Raw genomic sequence first — 20,488 nt, 5'->3', positions numbered from 1 at the left:
GTCACTGGCAGTCGTTTTGCCCGCTGCCGAACCACGCCGTGCCTGCTCGCGCCTAACAAAGGCGGGGCGTTCGACATGAATTGACTGACAAACACTTCCTGCACTCGCGTCGGAAATGCCCTGCAAGCAGCTAAACTATTGCCGTAGGACACAGTTTGAAATAGTCACCCGGTTGAATACCCCGGTGCAGCACCTTATATACCCCGCAGTACGCTACATCTTTAGCATGAGGAGATTTCTACAACCATGATGCGCATCCTGCTGTTCTTGGCCACTAACCTGGCGGTCGTGCTGATTGCCAGCATCACCCTGAGCCTTTTCGGCTTCAACGGGTTCATGGCGGCCAATGGGGTTGACCTCAACCTCAATCAGCTGCTGATTTTCTGTGCGGTCTTTGGTTTCGCCGGTTCACTGTTCTCGCTGTTCATCTCCAAGTGGATGGCGAAGATGAGCACCAGCACCCAGATCATCACCCAGCCACGCACCCGTCACGAGCAATGGCTGCTGCAAACCGTCGAGCAACTGTCCCGCGAAGCCGGGATCAAGATGCCCGAAGTCGGTATTTTCCCCGCCTACGAGGCGAACGCCTTCGCCACCGGCTGGAACAAGAACGACGCACTGGTCGCCGTGAGCCAGGGCTTGCTCGAGCGCTTTTCGCCCGATGAAGTGAAAGCCGTCCTGGCCCACGAAATCGGCCACGTGGCCAATGGCGACATGGTTACCCTGGCGCTGATCCAGGGCGTGGTGAACACCTTCGTGATGTTCTTCGCCCGGATCATCGGCAATTTCGTCGACAAGGTGATCTTCAAGAACGAAGAAGGCCAGGGCATTGCCTACTACGTGGCGACCATCTTCGCCGAACTGGTTCTGGGCATCCTGGCCAGCGCCATCGTCATGTGGTTCTCGCGCAAGCGCGAATTCCGTGCCGACGAAGCCGGTGCAAACCTGGCCGGCACCGCCGCGATGATTGGCGCCCTGCAGCGCCTGCGGGCGGAACAAGGCCTGCCAGTGCACATGCCCGACACCCTGAACGCCTTCGGCATCAATGGTGGCATCAAGCAAGGGTTCGCTCGCATGTTCATGAGCCACCCGCCACTGGAAGAGCGTATCGACGCCCTGGCTCGTCGCCGCGGCTAAGAGGCTCCGCCGCAAATGAAAAGGCCCGCAGCGATGCGGGCCTTTTTTTCTGCTCGAAAGCTTCAGTGTTTTTCAGGGCCTCTTCGCGGGCAAGCCCGCTCCCACAGTTGACCAGGTTAAACCAGAACCTTACGACTGGCCCAACCCCATGTGGGAGCGGGCTGCCCGCGAAGAGGCCGGCGCTAACACCTAATATTATCGACTGGAAACCCTATACACCCGCTCCTCAAGTCGCGTCACACCCGCCTCCAGGAACTTCCCGCTCTCACTCAGTACGTCCTGATCCTCCAGAACCTTCAGCGACCATGACGCGCCCAACAATCGCTGCACCTCATCATCGAGCACGGCAAACGGCGGTCCGTCCATCTGTACCTGGTCATAGTCGAGCGTGATCAATAATCCGCGACACTCTTTCGGCAGAATCCGATTCAGGTGCGCCGCATATTGCTCACGCATCTTCGCCGGCAACGCAATCAACGCGGCGCGATCATAGAGCGCGGAGCAATCAGCCGTGTCACCGGCCGTCAGCTCAAAGAAATCGCCGCACCAAAGCTCGATGGATCCTGCCCGATAGACCTTGAACGGCCCCTGTTCACTGACGGCCGGATCAAAGCCATGCTCGCTGAAAAACTCCTCGATGGCTTTTTCCGACAGTTCGACTCCCAGGACCTCATGGCCTTGATGGGCGAGCCAAAGCAAATCCAGGCTTTTTCCACATAACGGCACCAACACGCGTGCCCCCTCTTCAAGGCTTAACGCTGGCCAGAACCGTTTCAGATAAGGGTTCACCTGCGGCAGGTGAAAGCCGATCTGATTCGCCGCCCATTTCTTGTGCCAAAACTCCGGCTGCATAAATAACCCCGAAAATTCGATCAAAACACCCTAAAACTTATATTAGATTTAGATTAATGATCTGACTGAAGATGTTGCATCTTAACTCTCAGGAGCTCATTCATGTTCCCCAGTCTGTACATATCCCACGGCTCCCCCATGCTCGCCCTGGAACCCGGTGCCAGCGGGCCGGCACTGGCCCGCCTGGCCGCCGAAATACCCAGGCCCAAAGCCATCGTGATTGTGTCTGCGCACTGGGAAAGCAATGAGCTGCTGGTCAGCGGCAATCCGCAGCCTGAAACCTGGCATGACTTCGGTGGCTTCCCCAAAGCCCTGTTCGAGGTCCAGTACCCGGCACCCGGCGACCCACGACTCGCTGCAGAGGTTACCGAGCTACTGAAAACAGCTGGCTTTCCTGCGCGCATCGACAGCAATCGGCCTTTCGACCATGGCGTCTGGGTGCCTTTATCGCTGATGTACCCGCAAGCAGACATCCCGATTGTCCAGGTTTCGCTGCCCACCCGCTCCGGCCCCGATCTGCAGACCCGCGTTGGCCATGCGCTGGCCAGCCTGCGCGAGCACGGCGTCCTGCTGATCGGCTCCGGCAGCATCACTCACAACCTGCGGGAGCTGGACTGGCACGCCGGCCCTGAGAGCGTTGAGCCCTGGGCGCTGGCGTTTCGCGACTGGATGATCGAGAAACTCGCAGCGAACGACGAAGCCGCACTGCATGACTATCGCGCGCAGGCACCGCATGCCGTGCGCAACCACCCCAGCGACGAACACCTGTTGCCGCTGTACTTTGCCCGCGCCGCCGGTGGGCAGTTCAGCATTGCCCACCAGGGGTTCACCATGGGCGCACTGGGCATGGACATCTATCGCTTCGGCTAGCCAAATAGGCTGCGATCTTTTTTACAGACAAAAAAATCCCCGAACCAGTCGGGGATTTTTCATGTTCGATCAATCAGCCCGAGAGCGGATCAATCTTCGCGGTAGCGACGCAGCTTCAACTGCTTGCCGGCAACGCGAGTGTCCTTCAGCTTGGTCAGCAACTTCTCCAGACCATCTTCCGGCAGCTCGACGAGGCTGAAGCTGTCACGCACCTGGATGCGACCGATCGCTTCACGCGCCAGACCACCTTCGTTGAGGATGGCGCCCAGCAGGTTCTTGGCGGCGATACCGTCACGCGCGCCCAGCGCGGTACGGCAACGTGCACGGCCTTCGCCCAGTGGCATCGGAGCACGACGCTCGCGGTCGCCACGCTCAGGACGATCACCGGAACGCTCTGGACGATCGCCACGCGGTGCATTGTTCGGCACCAGTGGACGCTCTTTCTCGATAGCGGCCAGGTTCAGCGCTTGACCGTTGGTTGCCTTGCGCAGCAGGGCTGCGGCCAGGGCACGCGGGCTGCAACCGATGTCAGCGGTCAGGCGATCGAGCAGATCACCGTGAGTCGACTCGGCCTCGGCCACCAGCGGCGACAGGCTGTTGGTCAGTTTCTTGATGCGCGCATCCAGAACGGCTTGAGCGTCCGGCAGGCGAACTTCAGCAACCTTCTGACCGGTTACACGCTCGATCACTTGCAGCATGCGGCGCTCACGCGGAGTCACCAGCAGCAGTGCACGACCTTCGCGACCGGCACGGCCGGTACGGCCGATACGGTGAACGTAGGACTCTGGATCGTACGGCATGTCAACGTTGAACACGTGAGTGATGCGCGGAACGTCCAGGCCACGAGCGGCAACGTCGGTGGCCACAACGATGTCCAGACGGCCATCCTTGAGGGAGTCGATCACGCGCTCACGCTGGTTCTGGGCGATGTCACCGTTCAGCGCAGCGGCTTTGTAGCCTTTGGCTTCCAGGGCACTGGCCAGGTCCAGGGTCGCTTGCTTGGTGCGCACGAACATGATCAGGGCGTCGAAATCTTCCACTTCCAGCAAGCTGAGAACGGCCGAAGTCTTCTGGTCAGCGTGAACCAGCAGGTGAGCCTGCTCGATCGCGGTAACGGTCTGGGTCTTGCTCTGAATCTTGACGTGCTTCGGATCGCGCAGGTGGCGTTCGGCGATTGCACGGATCGACTGAGGCAGGGTTGCCGAGAACAGTACGGTCTGACGGGTTTCCGGCATCGCCTTGAAGATGACTTCCAGGTCGTCCATGAAGCCCAGCTTGAGCATTTCGTCGGCTTCGTCGAGAACCAGGTGGTTCACGGTCGCCAGTACTTTTTCGTCGCGACGCAGGTGGTCGCACAGACGGCCCGGAGTGGCGACAACGATTTGTGCACCATTACGGATTGCTTTCAGTTGTGGGCCCATCGGCGCGCCGCCGTAGACAGCCACAACAGTCACGCCCGGCATTTGCTTGGCGTAGGTTTCGAAAGCGGTTGCAACTTGTAGCGCCAACTCACGAGTTGGGGCCAGGATCAGAGCTTGCGGCTCGCGCTTGGACGGATCAATGCGGTGCAGAATTGGCAGGGCAAAGGCAGCGGTTTTACCGGTACCGGTTTGCGCCTGACCAATCATATCGTGACCGGCGAGAATGATCGGGATCGACTGCTGCTGAATGGCCGAAGGCTCTTCATAGCCGGTAGCGACTACTGCAGCGACAATATTTGGATGAAGTTCAAGAGCGGCGAAGCCGCCGATTTCCTGGGTCATGGGTCTGCCTCTAAGTGCATCCGCAAAGACCCATGCTCCAAAGCTGCACATGCCGTGTTGAGACTCAAGAGTCGCCCTGGCAGCTTTGTCGGCGGGGATTTGCGAAAACGAATGAATGAAAAGAATCGTAAAGGAAGAGTCCGCTGGGCGGACGTGCAGCCGAAGCTGGCTTCGGGGAATTGCGCTACCTAAACGCGGCCCGGTTAAAGGCCGGCGCGCACTATACCGGAATTCGTCAAAAAAGGGAGCTTTTTTTATCGGAAATCCACCGGATACACCGTTGTGTCACAGGCTTTGCGAATAATCGGTCAGCCGTCTATTTTTCAAAGGCCCGGCCTTGCGGGTGATGGCGCTAAAACGGTTCACCCTTTACCGTGCAGACCGCAGGTCCCCGCACGCCTTTCCCCCCCCGAGGACCGCTCCATGAATCAGTCCAGCTCCAGTCGAGTCAGCCGCGAACGGCGCGGCCATGTGTTCCTGATCGGCCTGGATCGGGTGGCCAAGCGCAACGCCTTCGATCTCGACCTGCTCAACGCGCTAAGCCTGGCCTATGGCGAATTCGAGGCCGACAGCGAAGCGCGCGTGGCGGTGGTGTTCGCTCATGGCGAGCACTTTACCGCCGGGCTCGACCTGGTCAATGCCAGCGTCGCACTGGCAGATGGCTGGCAGGTTCCACCCGGCGGCTGTGATCCCTGGGCGGTATTCGCCGGCCCCAGGGTCAGCAAACCGGTCATTATCGCCGCCCAGGGTTATTGCCTGACCATCGGCATCGAGCTGATGCTGGCCGCCGACATCAACCTGTGCGCCAGCAACACCCGGTTCGCGCAGATGGAAGTGCAACGCGGGATCTTCCCGTTCGGCGGTGCCACCCTGCGCCTGCATCAAGTGGCCGGCTGGGGCAATGCCATGCGCTGGCTGTTGACCGGGGATGAATTCGACGCCCGTGACGCCTTGCACCTGGGTCTGGTGCAGGAGGTCATGGCCAGCGAGGACTTGCTGCCCCGGGCGATTGAACTGGCCGAACGGATCGCCCGTCAGGCGCCGCTCGGCGTTCAAGCGACATTGATGTCTGCGCGACAGGCCCGCTACGAAGGGGAAACCGCAGCGGCACAGGCGTTGCCGCTGCTGGTGAAGAAGTTGATGGCGAGCGAGGACGTCAAGGAAGGTGTGCGGTCAATGGTGGAGCGGCGGCCTGGGGTCTTCAAAGGGCTTTGATTTTTACATTGGCTTTGATGGCCCTTTCGCGGGCAAGCCCGCTCCCACAGAGTCCGGCGAGCTCCAAAGATCCACTGTGGGAGCGGGTTTGTCCGCGAAGGGGCCCGTCCAGACAATCAATTAATCAGGTTGCCGGGCGAATCGCCTTGATCAACGACTGCAACGAATACCCCAGCCGCGGCGCCAGCGTTTCGGCGCGGGCGACCAGGCCGTCCATGTCCAGCTCCTGATCCAGCTCAGAAGGCACGATCAGGATCACGTTGCCCTCCTTCACTGGCAGCTCCCAATAGTGCCGGTGATACAAACCGCGCAACAAGGCGGCGCCCAGGGGTTTGCCATCGTCGGTAGCCCACTGATTGATCACCAGCCAGCCACCCGGATTCAATCGTTTCTGGCAGTTTTCCAGGAAACTCCAGGCCAGATGCCCGACACCCGGGCCGACATCGGTATAAAGGTCGACGAAAATCAGGTCCGCCGATTCTGCGCTGTCCAGCAACTCCAGCGCATCGCCAACGCGGATGTACAGGCGTGGATCGTCATCCAGCCCCAGATATTCAATGGCCAGGCGCGGCACGTCCGGGCGCAACTCGATGGCTTCGACATCTTCCAGCGGCAGGAACTTGAGGCAGGCCTGGGTCAGCGTACCGGCGCCAAGACCGAGAAACAGTGCGCTTTCGGGCAGTTCATGGCACAACGCGCCGATCAGCATCGCCCGGGTATAGTCGTACTCGAGCCAGCTCGGATCGGCGGTGAACACGCAGCTTTGCTCGATGGCATCACCGAACTCGAGAAAACGGTAATCGGCCACTTCCAGCACACGAATCACACCGAACTCGTCCTGTACCTCGGCGAGCAGATGCTCGACGCGTTCCTCAGTCATTTCATCTCCTGACCGTCACCGGGGCCGGCAACGCAATAACACCGCGTGTAGAGAGCGGCAAAGGCGAGATTGTCAGCGATGCGACGGGAACAGGTCACGCACTAATTTGCTGATAACATGGACGTCCGAGCGAAAACACTAGAGACCGTGATGAGCCAACCCTGGAGTCCTGACAGCTGGCGCGCCCTGCCGATCCAGCAACAACCCCGATACCCCGACGCCGCGCATTTGCAGCAGGTCGAGCAGACCCTGGCCAGCTATCCGCCGCTGGTGTTTGCCGGTGAAGCCCGTGAGTTGCGCCGTCAGTTTGCCGAGGTGACCCAGGGCCGCGCGTTTCTGTTGCAGGGTGGCGACTGCGCCGAAAGCTTCGCCGAATTCTCCGCGGCGAAAATCCGTGACACCTTCAAGGTGTTGCTGCAGATGGCCATCGTGATGACTTTTGCCGCCGGCTGTCCGGTGGTCAAGGTCGGGCGCATGGCCGGGCAGTTCGCCAAGCCGCGTTCGGCCAACGACGAAACCATTGATGGCGTGACGCTGCCCGCCTACCGTGGCGACATCGTCAATGGCATCGGTTTCGACGAAAAAAGCCGCGTGCCGGACCCCGAGCGCCTGTTGCAGTCGTATCACCAGTCCACCGCCACGCTGAACCTGCTGCGCGCGTTCGCCCAGGGCGGGTTTGCCGATCTGCATCAGGTGCACAAGTGGAACCTGGACTTCATCGCCAACTCGGCGCTGGCGGAAAAATACAGCCACCTGGCCGATCGCATCGATGAAACCCTGGCGTTCATGCGCGCCTGCGGCATGGACAGTTCGCCGCAGCTGCGCGAGACCAGTTTCTTCACCGCCCACGAAGCGCTGCTGCTGAACTACGAAGAAGCTTTCGTGCGGCGCGACAGCCTGACCAACGATTACTACGATTGCTCGGCGCACATGCTGTGGATCGGCGACCGTACCCGCCAGCTCGATGGCGCCCACGTCGAATTCCTGCGCGGGGTGAACAACCCGATCGGGGTCAAGGTCGGCCCGAGCATGAACCCCGACGACCTGATTCGCCTGATCGACGTGCTCAACCCGGACAACGATCCCGGCCGCTTGAACCTGATCGCACGGATGGGCGCGAACAAGGTCGGCGATCACTTGCCGCAACTGATCCGTGCCGTCCAGCGTGAAGGCAAGCAGGTGCTGTGGAGTTCCGACCCGATGCACGGCAACACCATCAAGGCCAGCAGCGGCTACAAGACCCGCGACTTCGCGCAGATCCTTGGCGAGGTGAAGCAGTTCTTCCAGGTGCACGAAGCCGAAGGCAGTTATGCCGGTGGTATCCATATCGAAATGACCGGGCAGAACGTTACCGAGTGCATCGGTGGTGCGCGGCCCATTACCGAGGACGGTTTGTCGGATCGCTACCACACCCATTGCGACCCGCGGATGAATGCCGATCAGTCGCTGGAACTGGCGTTTTTGATTGCTGAAACGCTGAAGCAGGTTCGGCGTTAAATCGCGCCGCGCCCTTCGCGAGCAGGCTCGCTCCCACATTGGGCCTCGTTCCCCTGTGGGAGCGAGCCTGCTCGCGAAGGGGCCAGTTCAGTCACCATCAATCTGTGCCAATGCCACCCGCAACCGTGCCGCACTCGCCCGCGGGCAGTTCAACTGAACCTGCGCCAGCCCCAGCCAATCCGCCATCTGCCGCAGATTGACCGCCAACGCCAACATCCCCTCGTCATCCAGCCCCGTTTCTTCTTCATGCACCGCATGCACAGCCAAACGACCCGCCGCCCGCTCGGCACGCAGCTCGACCCGTGCGGCAATCCGTTCGTTGTGCAGAAACGGCAGCACGTAATAGCCGTAAACGCGCTTGTCCTGCGGTGTGTAGATTTCCAGCCGATAACGGAAATCAAACAGCCGCTCCGTGCGGCTGCGCTCCCAGATCAGCGAATCGAACGGCGAGAGCAAGGCACTGGCCGCGACTTTGCGCGGCACCTTCGGCTCAGGCAGACAATAGGCCGGTTGTCGCCAGCCCTGGACTTCGCAGATCAGCAATTGACCGGCCTCGACCAACTCGGCCAAACGTGGACGACTGTCCGCAGGGTTCAGGCGGAAATAGTCACGCAAATCCTTCTCCGTACCGACACCCAAGGCCGTTGCCGCATGCCGTAACAGGCCGCGCTGGGCGTCATTTTCATCCAGGATGGGCTGCGCAAGAACCGCCGAGGGAATCACCCGTTCCGGCAAATCGTAGAGCCTTTCGAACCCGCGCCGTCCGGCAACGGTCACTTCACCGGCAGCGAACAACCATTCCAGCGCATGCTTTTCCGCACTCCAGTCCCACCAGGGCCCGGCACGCTCCTGACGAGTTGACAGGCTTGCGGCACCCAGCGCGCCCTGCTGCTCGACCGATGCCAGCACGCGACGAATCGTGTCTTGCTGCTCACGCCCAAAACGCGCCAATTGCTGATAGATGTCTTCGCCACGGCTCGCTCGCTGCATGCGCCAACGCATCAGCGGGTATAGGGAAAGAGGTAACAACGAGGCTTCATGGCCCCAATACTCAAAGAGTGTTCGACGCCGGCCCTGGCTCCAGGCTGCCTGGTCGAGCAAGTCCGGGGAATAATGGCCGAGGCGGGAAAACAGCGGAAGGTAGTGCGAACGCACCAGTGCATTGACCGAATCGATCTGCAAAATGCCCAGCCGTTCGATCAGTCGGTTGAGCGCAACAGCCTTGATCGCCGCTGGCGACTGCCGCCCGTTGAACCCTTGGGCGGCCAGCGCCAGACGCCGAGCCTGTTTGAGGGTAAAGGACAATGTTGCGGGCATGGGCATCTCCTTGTCTGCTCGCAACCTACCTCACCGGTAAGGGGTTTGTGTAGCGTGGCATTCATCATTTATTGATCGGGTCATTTATGCATCGGGTCGCTCCAGAACGGTTTGATCGACTCGTTCTCCACATCCGCACGACTCATGCCGATGTCCTTGAGTGCTTCGTCGCTCAAGCTCGCCAGCAGTTCGCGCTCGCGATGCAGTTCGTACCAGCGGCCGACCTTGTGCAGCAGATCGGATATCAGATGAATCGAGTGTTTTTCCGCACCATGGAACTCATGTTGACCTTTCATCTTGTTGCCCTCCGTTTGGATGGCTCCAGTCTCGCGCCGGGTCTAAGATCAATCCAACGAATGTTTCTGATGTCACATATCTCGGAGATTGATGGATGTCGGCCTACCCGAGTATCGATACCGAAGTGCTGCGCACCTTCGTCGCCATCGCCGACCAGGGCGGCTTTACCCGCGCCGGCGAAATGGTCAACCGCACCCAGTCAGCCGTCAGCATGCAGATGAAACGACTGGAAGAAGATGTGCTGCAGCGTCAGCTGTTCCAGCGCGACGGACGGCAGGTGCGGCTGACGGCCGAAGGCCAGGTGCTGCTGGGCTATGCGCGACGGATCCTCAAGCTGCACAGCGAGGTCTTCAATACCCTGCGTGAACCCGACATGGTCGGCATGGTGCGCATCGGTACGCCGGACGATTATGTGATGCGATTTCTCCCGGGGATTCTGCGCCGGTTTGCCCAGTCCTATCCGTTGATCCAGATCGAAGTGCACTGCGAATCATCGAAACAGCTGTTGATGCGCCAGGACCTGGACCTGTCCATCGTGACCCGCGAACCGGGCAGCGAAATCGGTCAGTTGTTGCGCAAGGAACGTTTTGTCTGGGCCGAGGCGCAATGCTACAGCGCCCACGAACAGACGCCGCTACCGCTGGCGATGTTCAACAGCGATTGCTTCTGCCGCCAGTGGGCGTGCAATGCCCTGGATGCCCGGGGGCGCGATTACCGGGTGGCGTACAACAGCGACAGCCTGTCGGCGATCATGGCCGTGGTCAGCGCCGGCCTGGCAGTGACCGCGCAACTTGAAAGCCTGATCACCGCGGACATGCGCATTCTGGGTGAAGCCGAGGATCTGCCGTTGCTGCCCGAGGCCAGTATCATGCTCGTGCGCAACCTGCATAACCCGTCACCGATCACCGAGTGCCTGGCCGAACACATCATTGATGGCTTCAAACTTTAAAAGCGAGCGTCACTGCACAGAACACCAGGAACCCGCAAAACAGCCCGCGCAGCAGCCGCTCCGGCAAGGCGTGGGCAACCTTCACACCCCAACTGATGCTCATCAACCCCCCGACCGCCAACGGTAAGCCGATCCCCCAGTTGACCTGATGGTGCACGGCATAAGTCACCAGCGTCACCCCCGTGCTCGGCAAGGCCAGCGCTAACGATAACCCCTGCGCAACCACCTGACTGGTACCGAACAGACTGGTCAACACCGGTGTCGCCACCACCGCGCCCCCCACGCCGAACAACCCACCCATTGTGCCGGATGCAGCGCCAAGCACGCCCAGCCAGGGCCATGAGTAGTTCATCTGTGACGCCGCCGTGGTGCGGGAGGCGAACATGCGAACGAAGTTGTACGCCGACAGTGCGATCAGAAACGCGACAAACCCTATGCGCATGGTTCGCGCATCGATGCCCACCGCCCAGATCGATCCGAGCCAGGCGAAGCAGAACCCCATGATGGCCAACGGTAACGCGTGTTGCCGCTCGATCCGGTTGCGCTGATGGTAGCGCCACAGCGCCAGCATCACGTTCGGTACGACCATCACCAATGCCGTGCCTTGGGCAATCTGCTGATCGAGCCCGAACAGCACGCCCAATAGCGGAATGGCAATCAGGCCACCGCCGATTCCGAACAAACCGCCAAGCGTGCCCAGTAAGGCACCGAATACCAGGTACATCAGAAACTCAATCACGGCCAATTTCTCCTCACATCACGCCATTGATCCTACGCAGTTGCTTATGGCACGGAAACGCACAGCGACGCACAATGGCTGTGCCAAATTCGCACAAGCACAGACTTGCCATGAATCCCAACCAATTGACCGACCAACTGGCTTTATTCCTCGATGTACTGGAAACCGGCAGTTTTTCCGCCGCCTCGCGCCGTCATCCGATGACCCCTTCGGCCGTGGCACGGCGTATCGACAGCCTGGAAAACGCGGTCGGCAGTCAGCTGTTCATCCGCAGCACGCATGCGGTGCGCGCTACCCCGGCAGGATTGGCCTTCGCCGAGCGAGCACGGCGGATCGTCGCCGAGTTGCGCCTGGCCCGGGCCGAGGCGGTGTCCTTGAGCAGCGCGCCGGAAGGCCTGATTCGTATCGATGCGCCAGCAGCCTTTGGGCGCCGGCACCTGGCACCGGTGATTGCCGACTTCCTCATGCTCTATCCGGGACTCGATGTGCAACTGCATCTGATCGACAGTTTCGTCGACATGCAGGGCCAGAACCTCGGCAAGGTCGATCTGGTGCTGCGCGCCGGGCAATTGGCCGACACCCGGCTGGTGGCCACGCCACTGGCGAGCATGGTGCGTATTGCCTGCGCCAGCCCTGACTATTTGCGACGACGCGGCGTGCCGAGCGATCCATCACAGCTGAATGAACACGACGGACTCGATTGGGATGGTCTGGCCCCGCCCTTCGCCTGGCGTTTCGAACGGGACGGGCACATGCAGTTGCATCGGCCGGCACGGGTGCGCATGAGCGCCAACAATGCCGAGGCGCTGGTATGCGGCGCATTGGCCGGATTGGGTATCGCGCACCTGCCGACCTGGCTGGCCAGCGAGTACCTGTTACGGGGTGAGTTGCTGCCGCTGTTCTGCGACAGCGGTCTGCCGAAACCGGAAAACACCGGCATCTATGCCTTGCGCCTGGAACAACAACCCAACCCCCGTAGCCGCTTGTTGCTGGAGTACCTGAAAACCCGCTTCAGCCCGGTTCCGCCCTGGGATCTGCTGTTGCAAACCCATTTGCAACGGCACTGATCAAAATTATCTGGCGCATTAAAGATTCGCCCGCTAGATTCCAATGATCACAGATCAAGGCTTCGACATGAGCACCGAGCGCAACACCCCGGACAACTGCGACAACCTGCTACTGGATAATCAGGCCTGCTTCGCCCTGCACTCCACTTCGCTGATGATGACCAAGGTCTACAAGCCCTTGCTGCAAGCGCTGGGCCTGACCTACCCGCAATACCTGGCGATGATGGTGTTGTGGGAAAGGGACGGCTTGACGGTAGGCGAAATCAGCACGCGATTGCTGACCGACCCTGGATCCTTGACGCCGCTGCTCAAGCGCCTGGAAGCCGAAGGCCTGCTCAGCCGAACCCGCAGCCGCGAAGATGAACGCGTGGTGATCGTCGAGCTCACCGAACAGGGCCGGGCGTTGCGCGACAAGGCGCGTGATATTCCCCAATGCATCCTCGGCGCCAGCGGGATGACGCTGGAGCGCCTGCAGAACCTGCAAGCGGAGCTGCAAGCGCTGCGTCGCCACCTGCAAGACAGCCTGTAATTTCAAGCCCCCCTCTGTGGGAGCGAGCCTGCTCGCGAATGCAATGTCACATTCAACATAGATGTTGACTGACACACCGCAATCGCGAGCAGGCTCGCTCCCACACTGGTTTTGCGCAGTACTGAAGAACCGGGTCAGCCACCTTCTCCTGCCCACCGACAGCTCTAACTCAATACTTCCAACCCAAACCGCCTCACAACCTTTCGTTTTTTCTCAAATTTCTTTGAAAATTTATCTTGCGCGCAAAACATTAGCGCGATACATTCATTTCGCACTTACTTAGCGCGCAAACATTTAGCGCAAAAAATCAAACCCTGAACGAGGCTTTCACCATGCAAACTCTCTACACCGCAATCGCAACTTCCACCGGTGGCCGTGACGGTCGTGCGGTTTCCAGCGACAACATCCTCGACGTCAAACTCGCCACGCCGAAAGAACTCGGCGGTGCCGGCGGCGCAGCCACCAACCCTGAGCAACTGTTCGCCGCCGGCTATTCCGCCTGCTTCATCGGCGCCCTGAAATTCGTCGCCAGCCAGACCAAGCGCAGCATCCCGAGCGACGCGTCGATCACCGCCCATGTCGGCATCGGCCAGATCCCTGGCGGTTTCGGCCTGGACATCGACCTGCACATCAGCCTGCCAGGTCTTGAACAAGCCGATGCCCAGACACTGGTCGACGCCGCCCACCAGGTCTGCCCGTACTCCAATGCCACCCGTGGCAACGTCGATGTACGTCTGCACGTAACCGTCTAAGCGCTGACTACCCAGGCCCGAACAGGAAACGAACATGAACACTTTCAGCAAAGTCTTGACCGGTACCCTTCTCGCTCTGTCGATCAACGGTGCGTTCGCAAGTAATGGGGTTGAACACAACACCCAGGCGTTCCTCGATGTGCTGAATGCCGGTACCGGCAAGCCGCTTGAACAACTCAGCCCGAAAGACGCCCGCGCCGTGCTGACGGGCGCGCAGGCCGGGGTGAAACTGACACTGCCAAAAGCCGATGTCAGCCAGAAGACCATTCAAGTCGATGGCCAACCGCTGAACCTGACCATCGTCCGGCCGGCCGGGGTCAAGGGTGAGCTGCCCGTGTTTATGTTCTTCCACGGCGGTGGCTGGGTACTGGGGGACTTCCCGACCCACGAGCGGCTGGTGCGTGACCTGGTGGCCGGTTCTGGGGCAGCGGCGGTGTTCGTGAACTACACGCCGTCGCCGGAAGCCCACTACCCGGTGGCGATCAACCAGGCTTACGCCGCGACAAAATGGGTGGCCGAGCACGGTAAGGAGATCAACGTCGATGGCAAGCGCCTGGCGGTAGCCGGCAACAGTGTCGGCGGCAACATGGCGGCCGTGGTTGCACTGATGGCCAAGGACAAGGGAACCCCGGCGATCAAGTTCCAGGTGTTGCTGTGGCCGGTGACGGATGCCAACTTCGAAACCGCCTCCTACAACCAGTTTGCCGAAGGGTACTTCCTCACCAGAAATGCGATGAAGTGGTTCTGGGACAACTACACCACCGACGCCAACCAGCGTAACGAGATCTACGCCTCACCTCTGCGCGCAACCACCGCCCAGTTGAAAGGCTTGCCACCAGCGCTGGTACAGACCGCCGGTGCTGACGTGTTGCGCGACGAAGGCGAAGCCTACGCCCGCAAACTCGATGAAGCCGGAGTGCCGGTGACCTCGGTGCGGTACAACGGCATGATCCACGACTACGGTTTGCTCAACGTGGTGAGCCAGGTGCCGGCGGTGCGTTCGGCGATGTTGCAGGCGTCTGAAGAGCTCAAGCAACACCTGAAATAAAAAACTGTAGGAGCGAGCTTGCTCGCGATGGAGGTTAACGATAACGCGTATTACCCGATGAAACGCGTCGCCTTCAAGTCCATCGCGAGCAAGCTCGCTCCTACAGGGTGGAATATTTCAGGCACAAAAAAGCCCGACTCAATGGTCGGGCTTTTTCATTCCTCAAGCAGTGCTTATTTGGCACGGCCTTTGTAGGAACCGCCTTCGCGGGTATCGATCTCGATCATGTCGCCGATTTCGATGAAGTCAGCAACCGACAGCTCGGTACCGTTCTTCAGTTTGGCAGGCTTCATTACCTTGCCGGAAGTGTCGCCGCGAGCGGAACCTTCGGTGTAGTCAACCTGACGCACGATGGTGGTCGGCAGCTCTACGGAAACCAGACGGCCTTCGAAGAACACGGCTTCGCAAACGTCGGTCATGCCTTCTTCCACGAATGGCAGAACGCTTTCGATGTCTTCGGCGTTCAGCTCGTACATGGTGTAGTCGGTGGTGTCCATGAACGTGTAGGAGTCGCCGCTGATGAAGGACAGGGTCGCTTCCTTACGGTCGAGGATCACGTCGTCCAGCTTGTCGTCCGCACCGTATACGGTTTCGGTCTTGTAGCCGGTCAGCAGGTTCTTCAGCTTGGTCTTCATGATCGCGCTGTTACGACCGGACTTGGTGAATTCAGCTTTCTGAACCAGCCAAGGATCGTTGTCGATACGGATCACGGTACCGGGTTTGAGTTCTTTACCAGTTTTCATTGCGAATATCCGAATTTGGATGGGATTTACAAAAATCTAGGCCGCGTATCATATCCAATTTCCATAAAACTGTACCAGCGCCGTGGCAAGATCGGCCTGCAAGGCCTGTTCCAGACACCACGCCTCGGCGTGTTTTTCCAGCTCTGGCCAGTGTTTACGGGTGGATTGCCAGTGGTCGGGCATTTTTTCACCGGCGTTCCAGGCCCGCCAGAGACCGCTGATCGCCTCTCGCGCAGGGTCCGATAGCCCCTTCACATAGAGTTCGAGGAAAGCATCGAGCTTGTCCAGATGGATATCTTCTTCCTGCCGGTAGATGTGCCAGAGAAATGGCCGGCCCGCCCATTGAGCGCGCACAAAGGAATCTTCGCCACGCACGGCATTGAAATCGCAGCACCACAGCAAGCTGTCGTATTGGTCCTGACGGACGAATGGCAGCACTTGCACAGTCAAGGCGTCACGCACATGCACGGCACCGGCCGCCAGCCCCTGAACACCGAGCCAAGACTCGACGTCGCCGAGAATCCGCCCTTCCGGCACCAGCAGATGAGTGGCCGTCGAATCGCCAGCCATCGCATCGAGCCAACTGGCCAACCCGGTGTTTTCGTAGGCAAACAATGAGATCAACTGTGCACCGGGTGCAGGATCAATCCCTAAACCGTGCAGGAATTCTCTTTGAGCTTGCGGGTCCTGCTGAAATTGCCGACGACGCTCAAGCAATCCGCGCTCACGCAACAATCCGCCAGTGCCCTTCTGGAAACCCGGGAAGAAAAAGAACTTCTGAACGCTTTTGTACTTCACCGAGGGCAAACCGTGACAGCCGATCACCCAGTCCTCGGCACTCAGGTAGTCGAGGTTCATCCACAGCGGAGTCTTTTCCCGTTCGACCATGGCATCCATATAGGCGCTCGGCAATTGGCAGGCGAATGCAGCAATCACCACATCGGCGGCTTCAGTCCGTTGCCACTCGGCTGGCCATTGGCGCACTTCTACGCCTTGCTGCCATTGCTGCGCGGCGTGGATATCGATTTGCGGACACAGGCGCTCGAACGCTCGCAGATCATCGACCCATAGACGCACCGCCAGCCCATGTTCGGCCACCAGTTGCCGGGCCAGTCGCCAGGTCACGCCGATGTCGCCGAAGTTGTCGACCACGGTGCAAAAAATATCCCAGCGGGTTTTCAGTTCAGGCATTCCAGGCTCCCGTTGGCAAAGGCGCCGATTGTCCGCATAAATTACCCCGTGCAGAAGAGCCGACGACGATTATTCTTCATGCGACAATCGCCACTCGCCAGTGACCTTTCGCCAGGAAGCAACCATGCCCCACCGCCTCGCTCCGCGCCGATCCTTCCCGATCAGCCTCAATGCCCTGCAACTGACCGGCAGCATCGCCCTCGGCATGTGGCTGGGATTCATTGCCATTGTGCTGACCTGCTGGCTCGCTTCACGCCTGCTTTTCAGCGAACAATTGGCACCTGTAGCAGCAGCTGTGGAGCAATTGGCCAAGCCACCGGTGGTGGCTCAACCTGTACCGGACATCCCGCCACAGAGCCCGCTGTTCGAGCAATATGAAGAAAACCTGCGCAAGAGCGAGCAGGCACAACGGCTCGATCAGGCGCGCAGCAGCACTCGCAACCTGGCCAACCCGAACTGTCAGTTCTGGCTGCAACAGGACCGGACTGCACCCAGCGAAAAAAGTCGCGCCAACGTCCTGCAATTCTGCGATTGATCATGAATAAGCACACCGTCCACCAACTGATTCTCGACAAGCTGCAGATCGATCTCGACATCGCCGAACGGGCCGCGCAAACCGCCTACGAAACGGCGACCCATGAAGAAAACATCGCTGAAAACAAATACGACACCCTGGGGCTCGAAGCGTCCTATCTCGCGGCCGGGCAAGCCAAAAGGGTCGAGGAAATCCGCCAGTCACTGAGCCTCTGCCAGAACCTGGCCCTGCGCCCGTATGACGAACAGCGGGGCATCGAAGTCGGCGCGCTGCTCGGGCTCGAAGACGAAAAGGGGCGCGAACAATGGCTGTTCCTCGCCCCTGATGCAGCCGGGTTGAAAGTCGACCTGGTGGGGCAACTGATCACCGTCATCACCCCGCGCTCACCGCTGGGCAAAAGCCTGCTGGGCAAGTTCGAGGGCGACGAGGTGGAAATTACGGTGGCGGGCGCTCGGCAACAGTTCGCTGTCACCGAGGTCGTTTAAACGGGCTTAATGGACTGGCAGTTCGACACCTTCGAACAGCTCTTCCAGTTCCTGCTTGTTGTGGCATTGAATGGCCTTGGCCATGACTTCGCGGGTCAGGTGCGGCGCGAACTTCTCGATGAAGTCGCACATGAAGCCACGCAGGAAGGTGCCGCGACGGAAGCCGATCTTGGTCACGCTGGACTCGAACAGTTCGCTGGCATCAAGTACGACCAGGTCGCTGTCGAGTTTGCTGTCGACGGCCATTTTCGCCACGATGCCCACGCCCAGGCCCAGGCGAACATAGGTCTTGATCACGTCGGCGTCGGCGGCGGTGAACACCACTTTCGGGGTCAGGCCTCGATGGCTGAACGCTTCGTCGAGTTTCGAACGGCCGGTAAAACCGAACACGTAGGTGACGATCGGGTATTCGGCCAGCGCTTCGAGGGTCAGTTTCGACAGTTTGGTCAGCGGGTGCCCCTGAGGCACGACCACGCAGCGGTTCCAGCGGTAGCACGGCATCATCACCAGATCACCGAACAGTTCAAGCGCTTCGGTGGCAATGGCGAAATCCACGGTGCCGTCAGCGGCCATTTCGGCGATTTGCATCGGCGATCCCTGGTGCATATGCAGGGCAACGTCCGGATATTGCTTGATGAAATTGCTGATCACCGGCGGCAACGCATAACGCGCCTGGGTGTGAGTGGTGGCAATCGACAGTGTGCCTTTCTTCTCGTTGGAGAATTCCTGGGCGATCTGCTTGATGCTTTCAACCTTGCGCAGAATCTCGCCAGCGGTGGTGATGATGCGCTCACCGGCCGGGGTGACCCGGGTCAAGTGCTTGCCGCTGCGGGCAAAGACTTCGACGCCCAGCTCATCTTCCAGCAGACGGATCTGTTTGCTGATGCCCGGTTGAGAGGTGTAAAGGCTTTGGGCTGTAGCGGAAACGTTGAGGTCGTGGTGCGCCACTTCCCAGATGTAGCGCAATTGTTGAAGCTTCATATGAATCCCTCAAAGCAGGTAGACGCCACGGGCATCAGCGACGATATATAACTATATTAATGGCTCGAAGAATAAATCTAGAACTTTTTTATCAGATTGCCATTATTCGGGTCCTAGAGGTCCCCTTGACGACGACGTTGCACCAGCGGCACCAGATAGACCGGTACCTTGGACAGTTGCAACACACGGGCGGCGGTCCGGCCCAAAGGCGTTTCCGCACCCGCACCGTGGCTGTGACTTCCTACGATCAACAAATCCACGGAGAGTTTCTGCGCCTGGTCCAGAATCACCTGCGAGGGGTCGCCCTGCAGCACCCTGACTGCCTGAATCCGCTCCAGGTCGTGCTCCCCTTCATCCCCCAGTTCCTCACGAAAACTGTCGAGCACCCGCTGCTCGATACTGGCAATCACTGTATTCAGGCCCTGGCTGTGAAACTCGCTCAGCGCCTGTTCATCGAGATAACTTTGCAGCACCGATTCGGCAAACAACCCCATGGGCTCAACCGCATGCACGACGTACAAATTGGCATTGAAGGTGCGGGCCAGCTCCAGGGCATGCTGCATCACCACGGGCGCGTACAGGCCAAGGTCAGTGGCGTACAGCATCGAACGAATCATATGACCTCCTCGACTGCCAACATGGCGGACATTTGATTGAGCTTAGCAGTGCCTTGGCGACTACGACGTCCGGCGCAACACATTGAACGGCGGGCTTAAACCTTTTGCTCGTTGCTTATGCCGTGGGGCACATGACCGGTGGCGACGACTTCACGGGCCAACTCGCAGTGGCCGGCCTGATCGTCGAAAAACACATCGGCGGCGAATGCTTCGAGAAAGGCGGACTTGGTCAGGCCGCCGAGGAACAGCGATTCGTCAAGACGGATGTCCCATTCGCGCAACGTGCGAATCACCCGCTCATGGGCGGGCGCCGATCGCGCCGTGACCAGCGCGGTACGAATCGGACAGGCGTCCTCCGGGAACTCACGCTGCAACAGGTTCAGGGCCGCGAGAAAGCCCTTGAACGGCCCACCGCGCAACGGCTCGCGAGCGGCCTCACGCTCGCTGGCCTGGAACGCCTCCAGACCACCGGCCTGATAAATGCGCTCCGACTCATCGGAAAACAGCACCGCGTCTCCGTCAAAGGCAATGCGCAGCTCGTCGCTGGCCGCACGGCTGGCACCGCCAGACAGAATGGTCGCCGCGGCGAATCCGGCGTCCAGGGCACTGCGTACGTCTTCGGCGTGGGTCGAGAGAAACAGATCGCAGTCAAAGGCCTTGAGGTAGGGATACGGACTACGTCCGCCGACGAATGCCGCACGGGAAATCGCCAGTCCGTAGTGGTCGATCGAATTGAATACCCGCAGCCCGGTGTCGGCGCTGTTGCGCGACACCAGAATCACCTCGACCCGGGCGCGACCCAGGCTATTGTTGAGGTTCAGGAGTTTCTGCACCAACGGAAAAGCATCTCCGGGCGAAAGGATTTCGTCTTCGTGTTCGATCTGATATTGCCGGTAGGCTTCGACGCCGCTCGACAGATAGACCTTGTGGCTTTCACTCAAATCAAACAGCGCCCGCGAAGAAATCGCCAGCACCAGCTTGTCGTCAATTGCCTTTGGCATGCCCTTCCCCCTCAGGTCGGTCG

Annotated in this window: 22 protein-coding genes; 11 read left to right on the top strand and 11 right to left on the bottom strand. The window is 59.8% G+C overall.

Annotated elements, in window-relative coordinates; translation table 11 throughout:
* Window positions 1-246: 246 nt before the first annotated feature.
* Window positions 247-1,137 (top strand): protease HtpX, encoded by an 891-nt coding sequence (gene htpX / locus Q8X48_RS09005; RefSeq protein WP_007973520.1) that lies wholly within the window; start codon window positions 247-249, stop codon window positions 1,135-1,137.
* A 195-nt stretch (window positions 1,138-1,332) separates the two neighbouring features.
* Here htpX and Q8X48_RS09000 read toward each other — a convergent pair whose 3' ends face one another.
* Window positions 1,333-1,989: a thiopurine S-methyltransferase gene (locus tag Q8X48_RS09000; RefSeq protein WP_126050011.1), complete on the bottom strand. Its 657-nt coding sequence runs from the start codon at window positions 1,987-1,989 to the stop codon at window positions 1,333-1,335.
* A gap of 102 nt (window positions 1,990-2,091) precedes the next feature.
* Here Q8X48_RS09000 and Q8X48_RS08995 point away from each other — a divergent pair, with 102 nt between their 5' ends.
* Window positions 2,092-2,859 carry a DODA-type extradiol aromatic ring-opening family dioxygenase gene (locus tag Q8X48_RS08995; protein ID WP_407800471.1) on the top strand — a complete coding sequence of 256 codons (768 nt, stop codon included), beginning with the start codon at window positions 2,092-2,094 and terminating at the stop codon, window positions 2,857-2,859.
* 89 nt (window positions 2,860-2,948) lie between these two features.
* Here Q8X48_RS08995 and Q8X48_RS08990 read toward each other — a convergent pair whose 3' ends face one another.
* Window positions 2,949-4,622 (bottom strand): DEAD/DEAH box helicase, encoded by a 1,674-nt coding sequence (locus Q8X48_RS08990; protein ID WP_007973525.1) that lies wholly within the window; start codon window positions 4,620-4,622, stop codon window positions 2,949-2,951.
* A 423-nt stretch (window positions 4,623-5,045) separates the two neighbouring features.
* Here Q8X48_RS08990 and Q8X48_RS08985 point away from each other — a divergent pair, with 423 nt between their 5' ends.
* Window positions 5,046-5,837: a crotonase/enoyl-CoA hydratase family protein gene (locus Q8X48_RS08985; RefSeq protein ID WP_407800472.1), complete on the top strand. Its 792-nt coding sequence runs from the start codon at window positions 5,046-5,048 to the stop codon at window positions 5,835-5,837.
* A gap of 124 nt (window positions 5,838-5,961) precedes the next feature.
* Here Q8X48_RS08985 and Q8X48_RS08980 read toward each other — a convergent pair whose 3' ends face one another.
* Window positions 5,962-6,717, bottom strand: a complete 756-nt coding sequence (locus Q8X48_RS08980; protein WP_217837552.1) for a spermidine synthase — start codon at window positions 6,715-6,717, stop codon at window positions 5,962-5,964.
* Window positions 6,718-6,867: 150 nt separating this feature from the next.
* Here Q8X48_RS08980 and Q8X48_RS08975 point away from each other — a divergent pair, with 150 nt between their 5' ends.
* Window positions 6,868-8,214, top strand: coding sequence for a class II 3-deoxy-7-phosphoheptulonate synthase (locus Q8X48_RS08975; protein ID WP_007973530.1), 1,347 nt, complete (start codon window positions 6,868-6,870; stop codon window positions 8,212-8,214).
* Between the two features lie 87 nt (window positions 8,215-8,301).
* Here Q8X48_RS08975 and Q8X48_RS08970 read toward each other — a convergent pair whose 3' ends face one another.
* Together Q8X48_RS08970 and Q8X48_RS08965 are read right to left on the bottom strand one after the other, a co-directional pair.
* The gene (locus Q8X48_RS08970) at window positions 8,302-9,531 is read right to left on the bottom strand and encodes a winged helix-turn-helix domain-containing protein (protein WP_407800473.1); all 1,230 of its coding nucleotides are present in this window, start codon (window positions 9,529-9,531) and stop codon (window positions 8,302-8,304) included.
* Between the two features lie 80 nt (window positions 9,532-9,611).
* Entirely contained in the window at window positions 9,612-9,827 is a 216-nt protein-coding gene (locus Q8X48_RS08965; RefSeq protein WP_007973532.1) for a DUF1127 domain-containing protein, read from the bottom strand.
* A 95-nt stretch (window positions 9,828-9,922) separates the two neighbouring features.
* Here Q8X48_RS08965 and Q8X48_RS08960 point away from each other — a divergent pair, with 95 nt between their 5' ends.
* Window positions 9,923-10,777 carry a LysR substrate-binding domain-containing protein gene (locus Q8X48_RS08960; RefSeq protein WP_116580071.1) on the top strand — a complete coding sequence of 285 codons (855 nt, stop codon included), beginning with the start codon at window positions 9,923-9,925 and terminating at the stop codon, window positions 10,775-10,777.
* On the opposite strand, the gene Q8X48_RS08955 is transcribed toward Q8X48_RS08960, so the two are convergent.
* The gene (locus Q8X48_RS08955; RefSeq protein ID WP_407800581.1) at window positions 10,767-11,501 is read right to left on the bottom strand and encodes a sulfite exporter TauE/SafE family protein; all 735 of its coding nucleotides are present in this window, start codon (window positions 11,499-11,501) and stop codon (window positions 10,767-10,769) included. The genes Q8X48_RS08960 and Q8X48_RS08955 overlap by 11 nt on opposite strands.
* A 125-nt stretch (window positions 11,502-11,626) precedes the next feature.
* On the opposite strand from Q8X48_RS08955, the gene Q8X48_RS08950 reads away from it, so the two are divergent.
* From Q8X48_RS08950 to Q8X48_RS08935, 4 genes are all read left to right on the top strand, one after another.
* Entirely contained in the window at window positions 11,627-12,583 is a 957-nt protein-coding gene (locus tag Q8X48_RS08950) for a LysR family transcriptional regulator (RefSeq protein WP_217837550.1), read from the top strand.
* A gap of 67 nt (window positions 12,584-12,650) precedes the next feature.
* Window positions 12,651-13,112 (top strand): MarR family winged helix-turn-helix transcriptional regulator, encoded by a 462-nt coding sequence (locus Q8X48_RS08945; protein ID WP_095966427.1) that lies wholly within the window; start codon window positions 12,651-12,653, stop codon window positions 13,110-13,112.
* Between the two features lie 332 nt (window positions 13,113-13,444).
* Window positions 13,445-13,864 carry an organic hydroperoxide resistance protein gene (locus Q8X48_RS08940; protein ID WP_095966403.1) on the top strand — a complete coding sequence of 140 codons (420 nt, stop codon included), beginning with the start codon at window positions 13,445-13,447 and terminating at the stop codon, window positions 13,862-13,864.
* Window positions 13,865-13,898: 34 nt separating this feature from the next.
* A complete protein-coding gene (locus Q8X48_RS08935; RefSeq protein WP_407800474.1) occupies window positions 13,899-14,912 on the top strand; it encodes an alpha/beta hydrolase in 1,014 nt (337 codons plus the stop codon).
* 173 nt (window positions 14,913-15,085) lie between these two features.
* Here the strand turns inward: Q8X48_RS08935 and Q8X48_RS08930 are convergent, their stop codons facing one another.
* A complete protein-coding gene (locus Q8X48_RS08930) occupies window positions 15,086-15,655 on the bottom strand; it encodes an elongation factor P (protein ID WP_007955690.1) in 570 nt (189 codons plus the stop codon).
* A gap of 48 nt (window positions 15,656-15,703) precedes the next feature.
* Entirely contained in the window at window positions 15,704-16,846 is a 1,143-nt protein-coding gene (earP, locus tag Q8X48_RS08925) for an elongation factor P maturation arginine rhamnosyltransferase EarP (protein WP_126049999.1), read from the bottom strand.
* 124 nt (window positions 16,847-16,970) lie between these two features.
* Between earP and Q8X48_RS08920 the strand changes: the two genes are divergently transcribed.
* Both Q8X48_RS08920 and Q8X48_RS08915 read left to right on the top strand, forming a co-directional pair.
* Window positions 16,971-17,381: a hypothetical protein gene (locus tag Q8X48_RS08920; protein WP_407800475.1), complete on the top strand. Its 411-nt coding sequence runs from the start codon at window positions 16,971-16,973 to the stop codon at window positions 17,379-17,381.
* Window positions 17,382-17,383: 2 nt separating this feature from the next.
* Window positions 17,384-17,866, top strand: a complete 483-nt coding sequence (locus Q8X48_RS08915; RefSeq protein ID WP_015094030.1) for a GreA/GreB family elongation factor — start codon at window positions 17,384-17,386, stop codon at window positions 17,864-17,866.
* Window positions 17,867-17,872: 6 nt separating this feature from the next.
* On the opposite strand, the gene cysB is transcribed toward Q8X48_RS08915, so the two are convergent.
* From cysB to Q8X48_RS08900, 3 genes are all read right to left on the bottom strand, one after another.
* Window positions 17,873-18,847, bottom strand: coding sequence for an HTH-type transcriptional regulator CysB (cysB, locus tag Q8X48_RS08910; RefSeq protein ID WP_046043380.1), 975 nt, complete (start codon window positions 18,845-18,847; stop codon window positions 17,873-17,875).
* A gap of 113 nt (window positions 18,848-18,960) precedes the next feature.
* Window positions 18,961-19,464, bottom strand: a complete 504-nt coding sequence (locus Q8X48_RS08905) for a universal stress protein (protein ID WP_407800476.1) — start codon at window positions 19,462-19,464, stop codon at window positions 18,961-18,963.
* A gap of 95 nt (window positions 19,465-19,559) precedes the next feature.
* Window positions 19,560-20,465 (bottom strand): 5'-nucleotidase, encoded by a 906-nt coding sequence (locus Q8X48_RS08900; RefSeq protein ID WP_407800477.1) that lies wholly within the window; start codon window positions 20,463-20,465, stop codon window positions 19,560-19,562.
* Window positions 20,466-20,488 lie beyond the last annotated feature (23 nt).

The organism is Pseudomonas sp. QLc11A, assembly GCF_052112305.1.
Classification (GTDB): domain Bacteria; phylum Pseudomonadota; class Gammaproteobacteria; order Pseudomonadales; family Pseudomonadaceae; genus Aquipseudomonas; species Aquipseudomonas laurylsulfatiphila.
The sequence above is the reverse complement of the archived record's forward strand: the minus strand, read 5'-3'. Positions and strand labels throughout refer to the sequence as shown.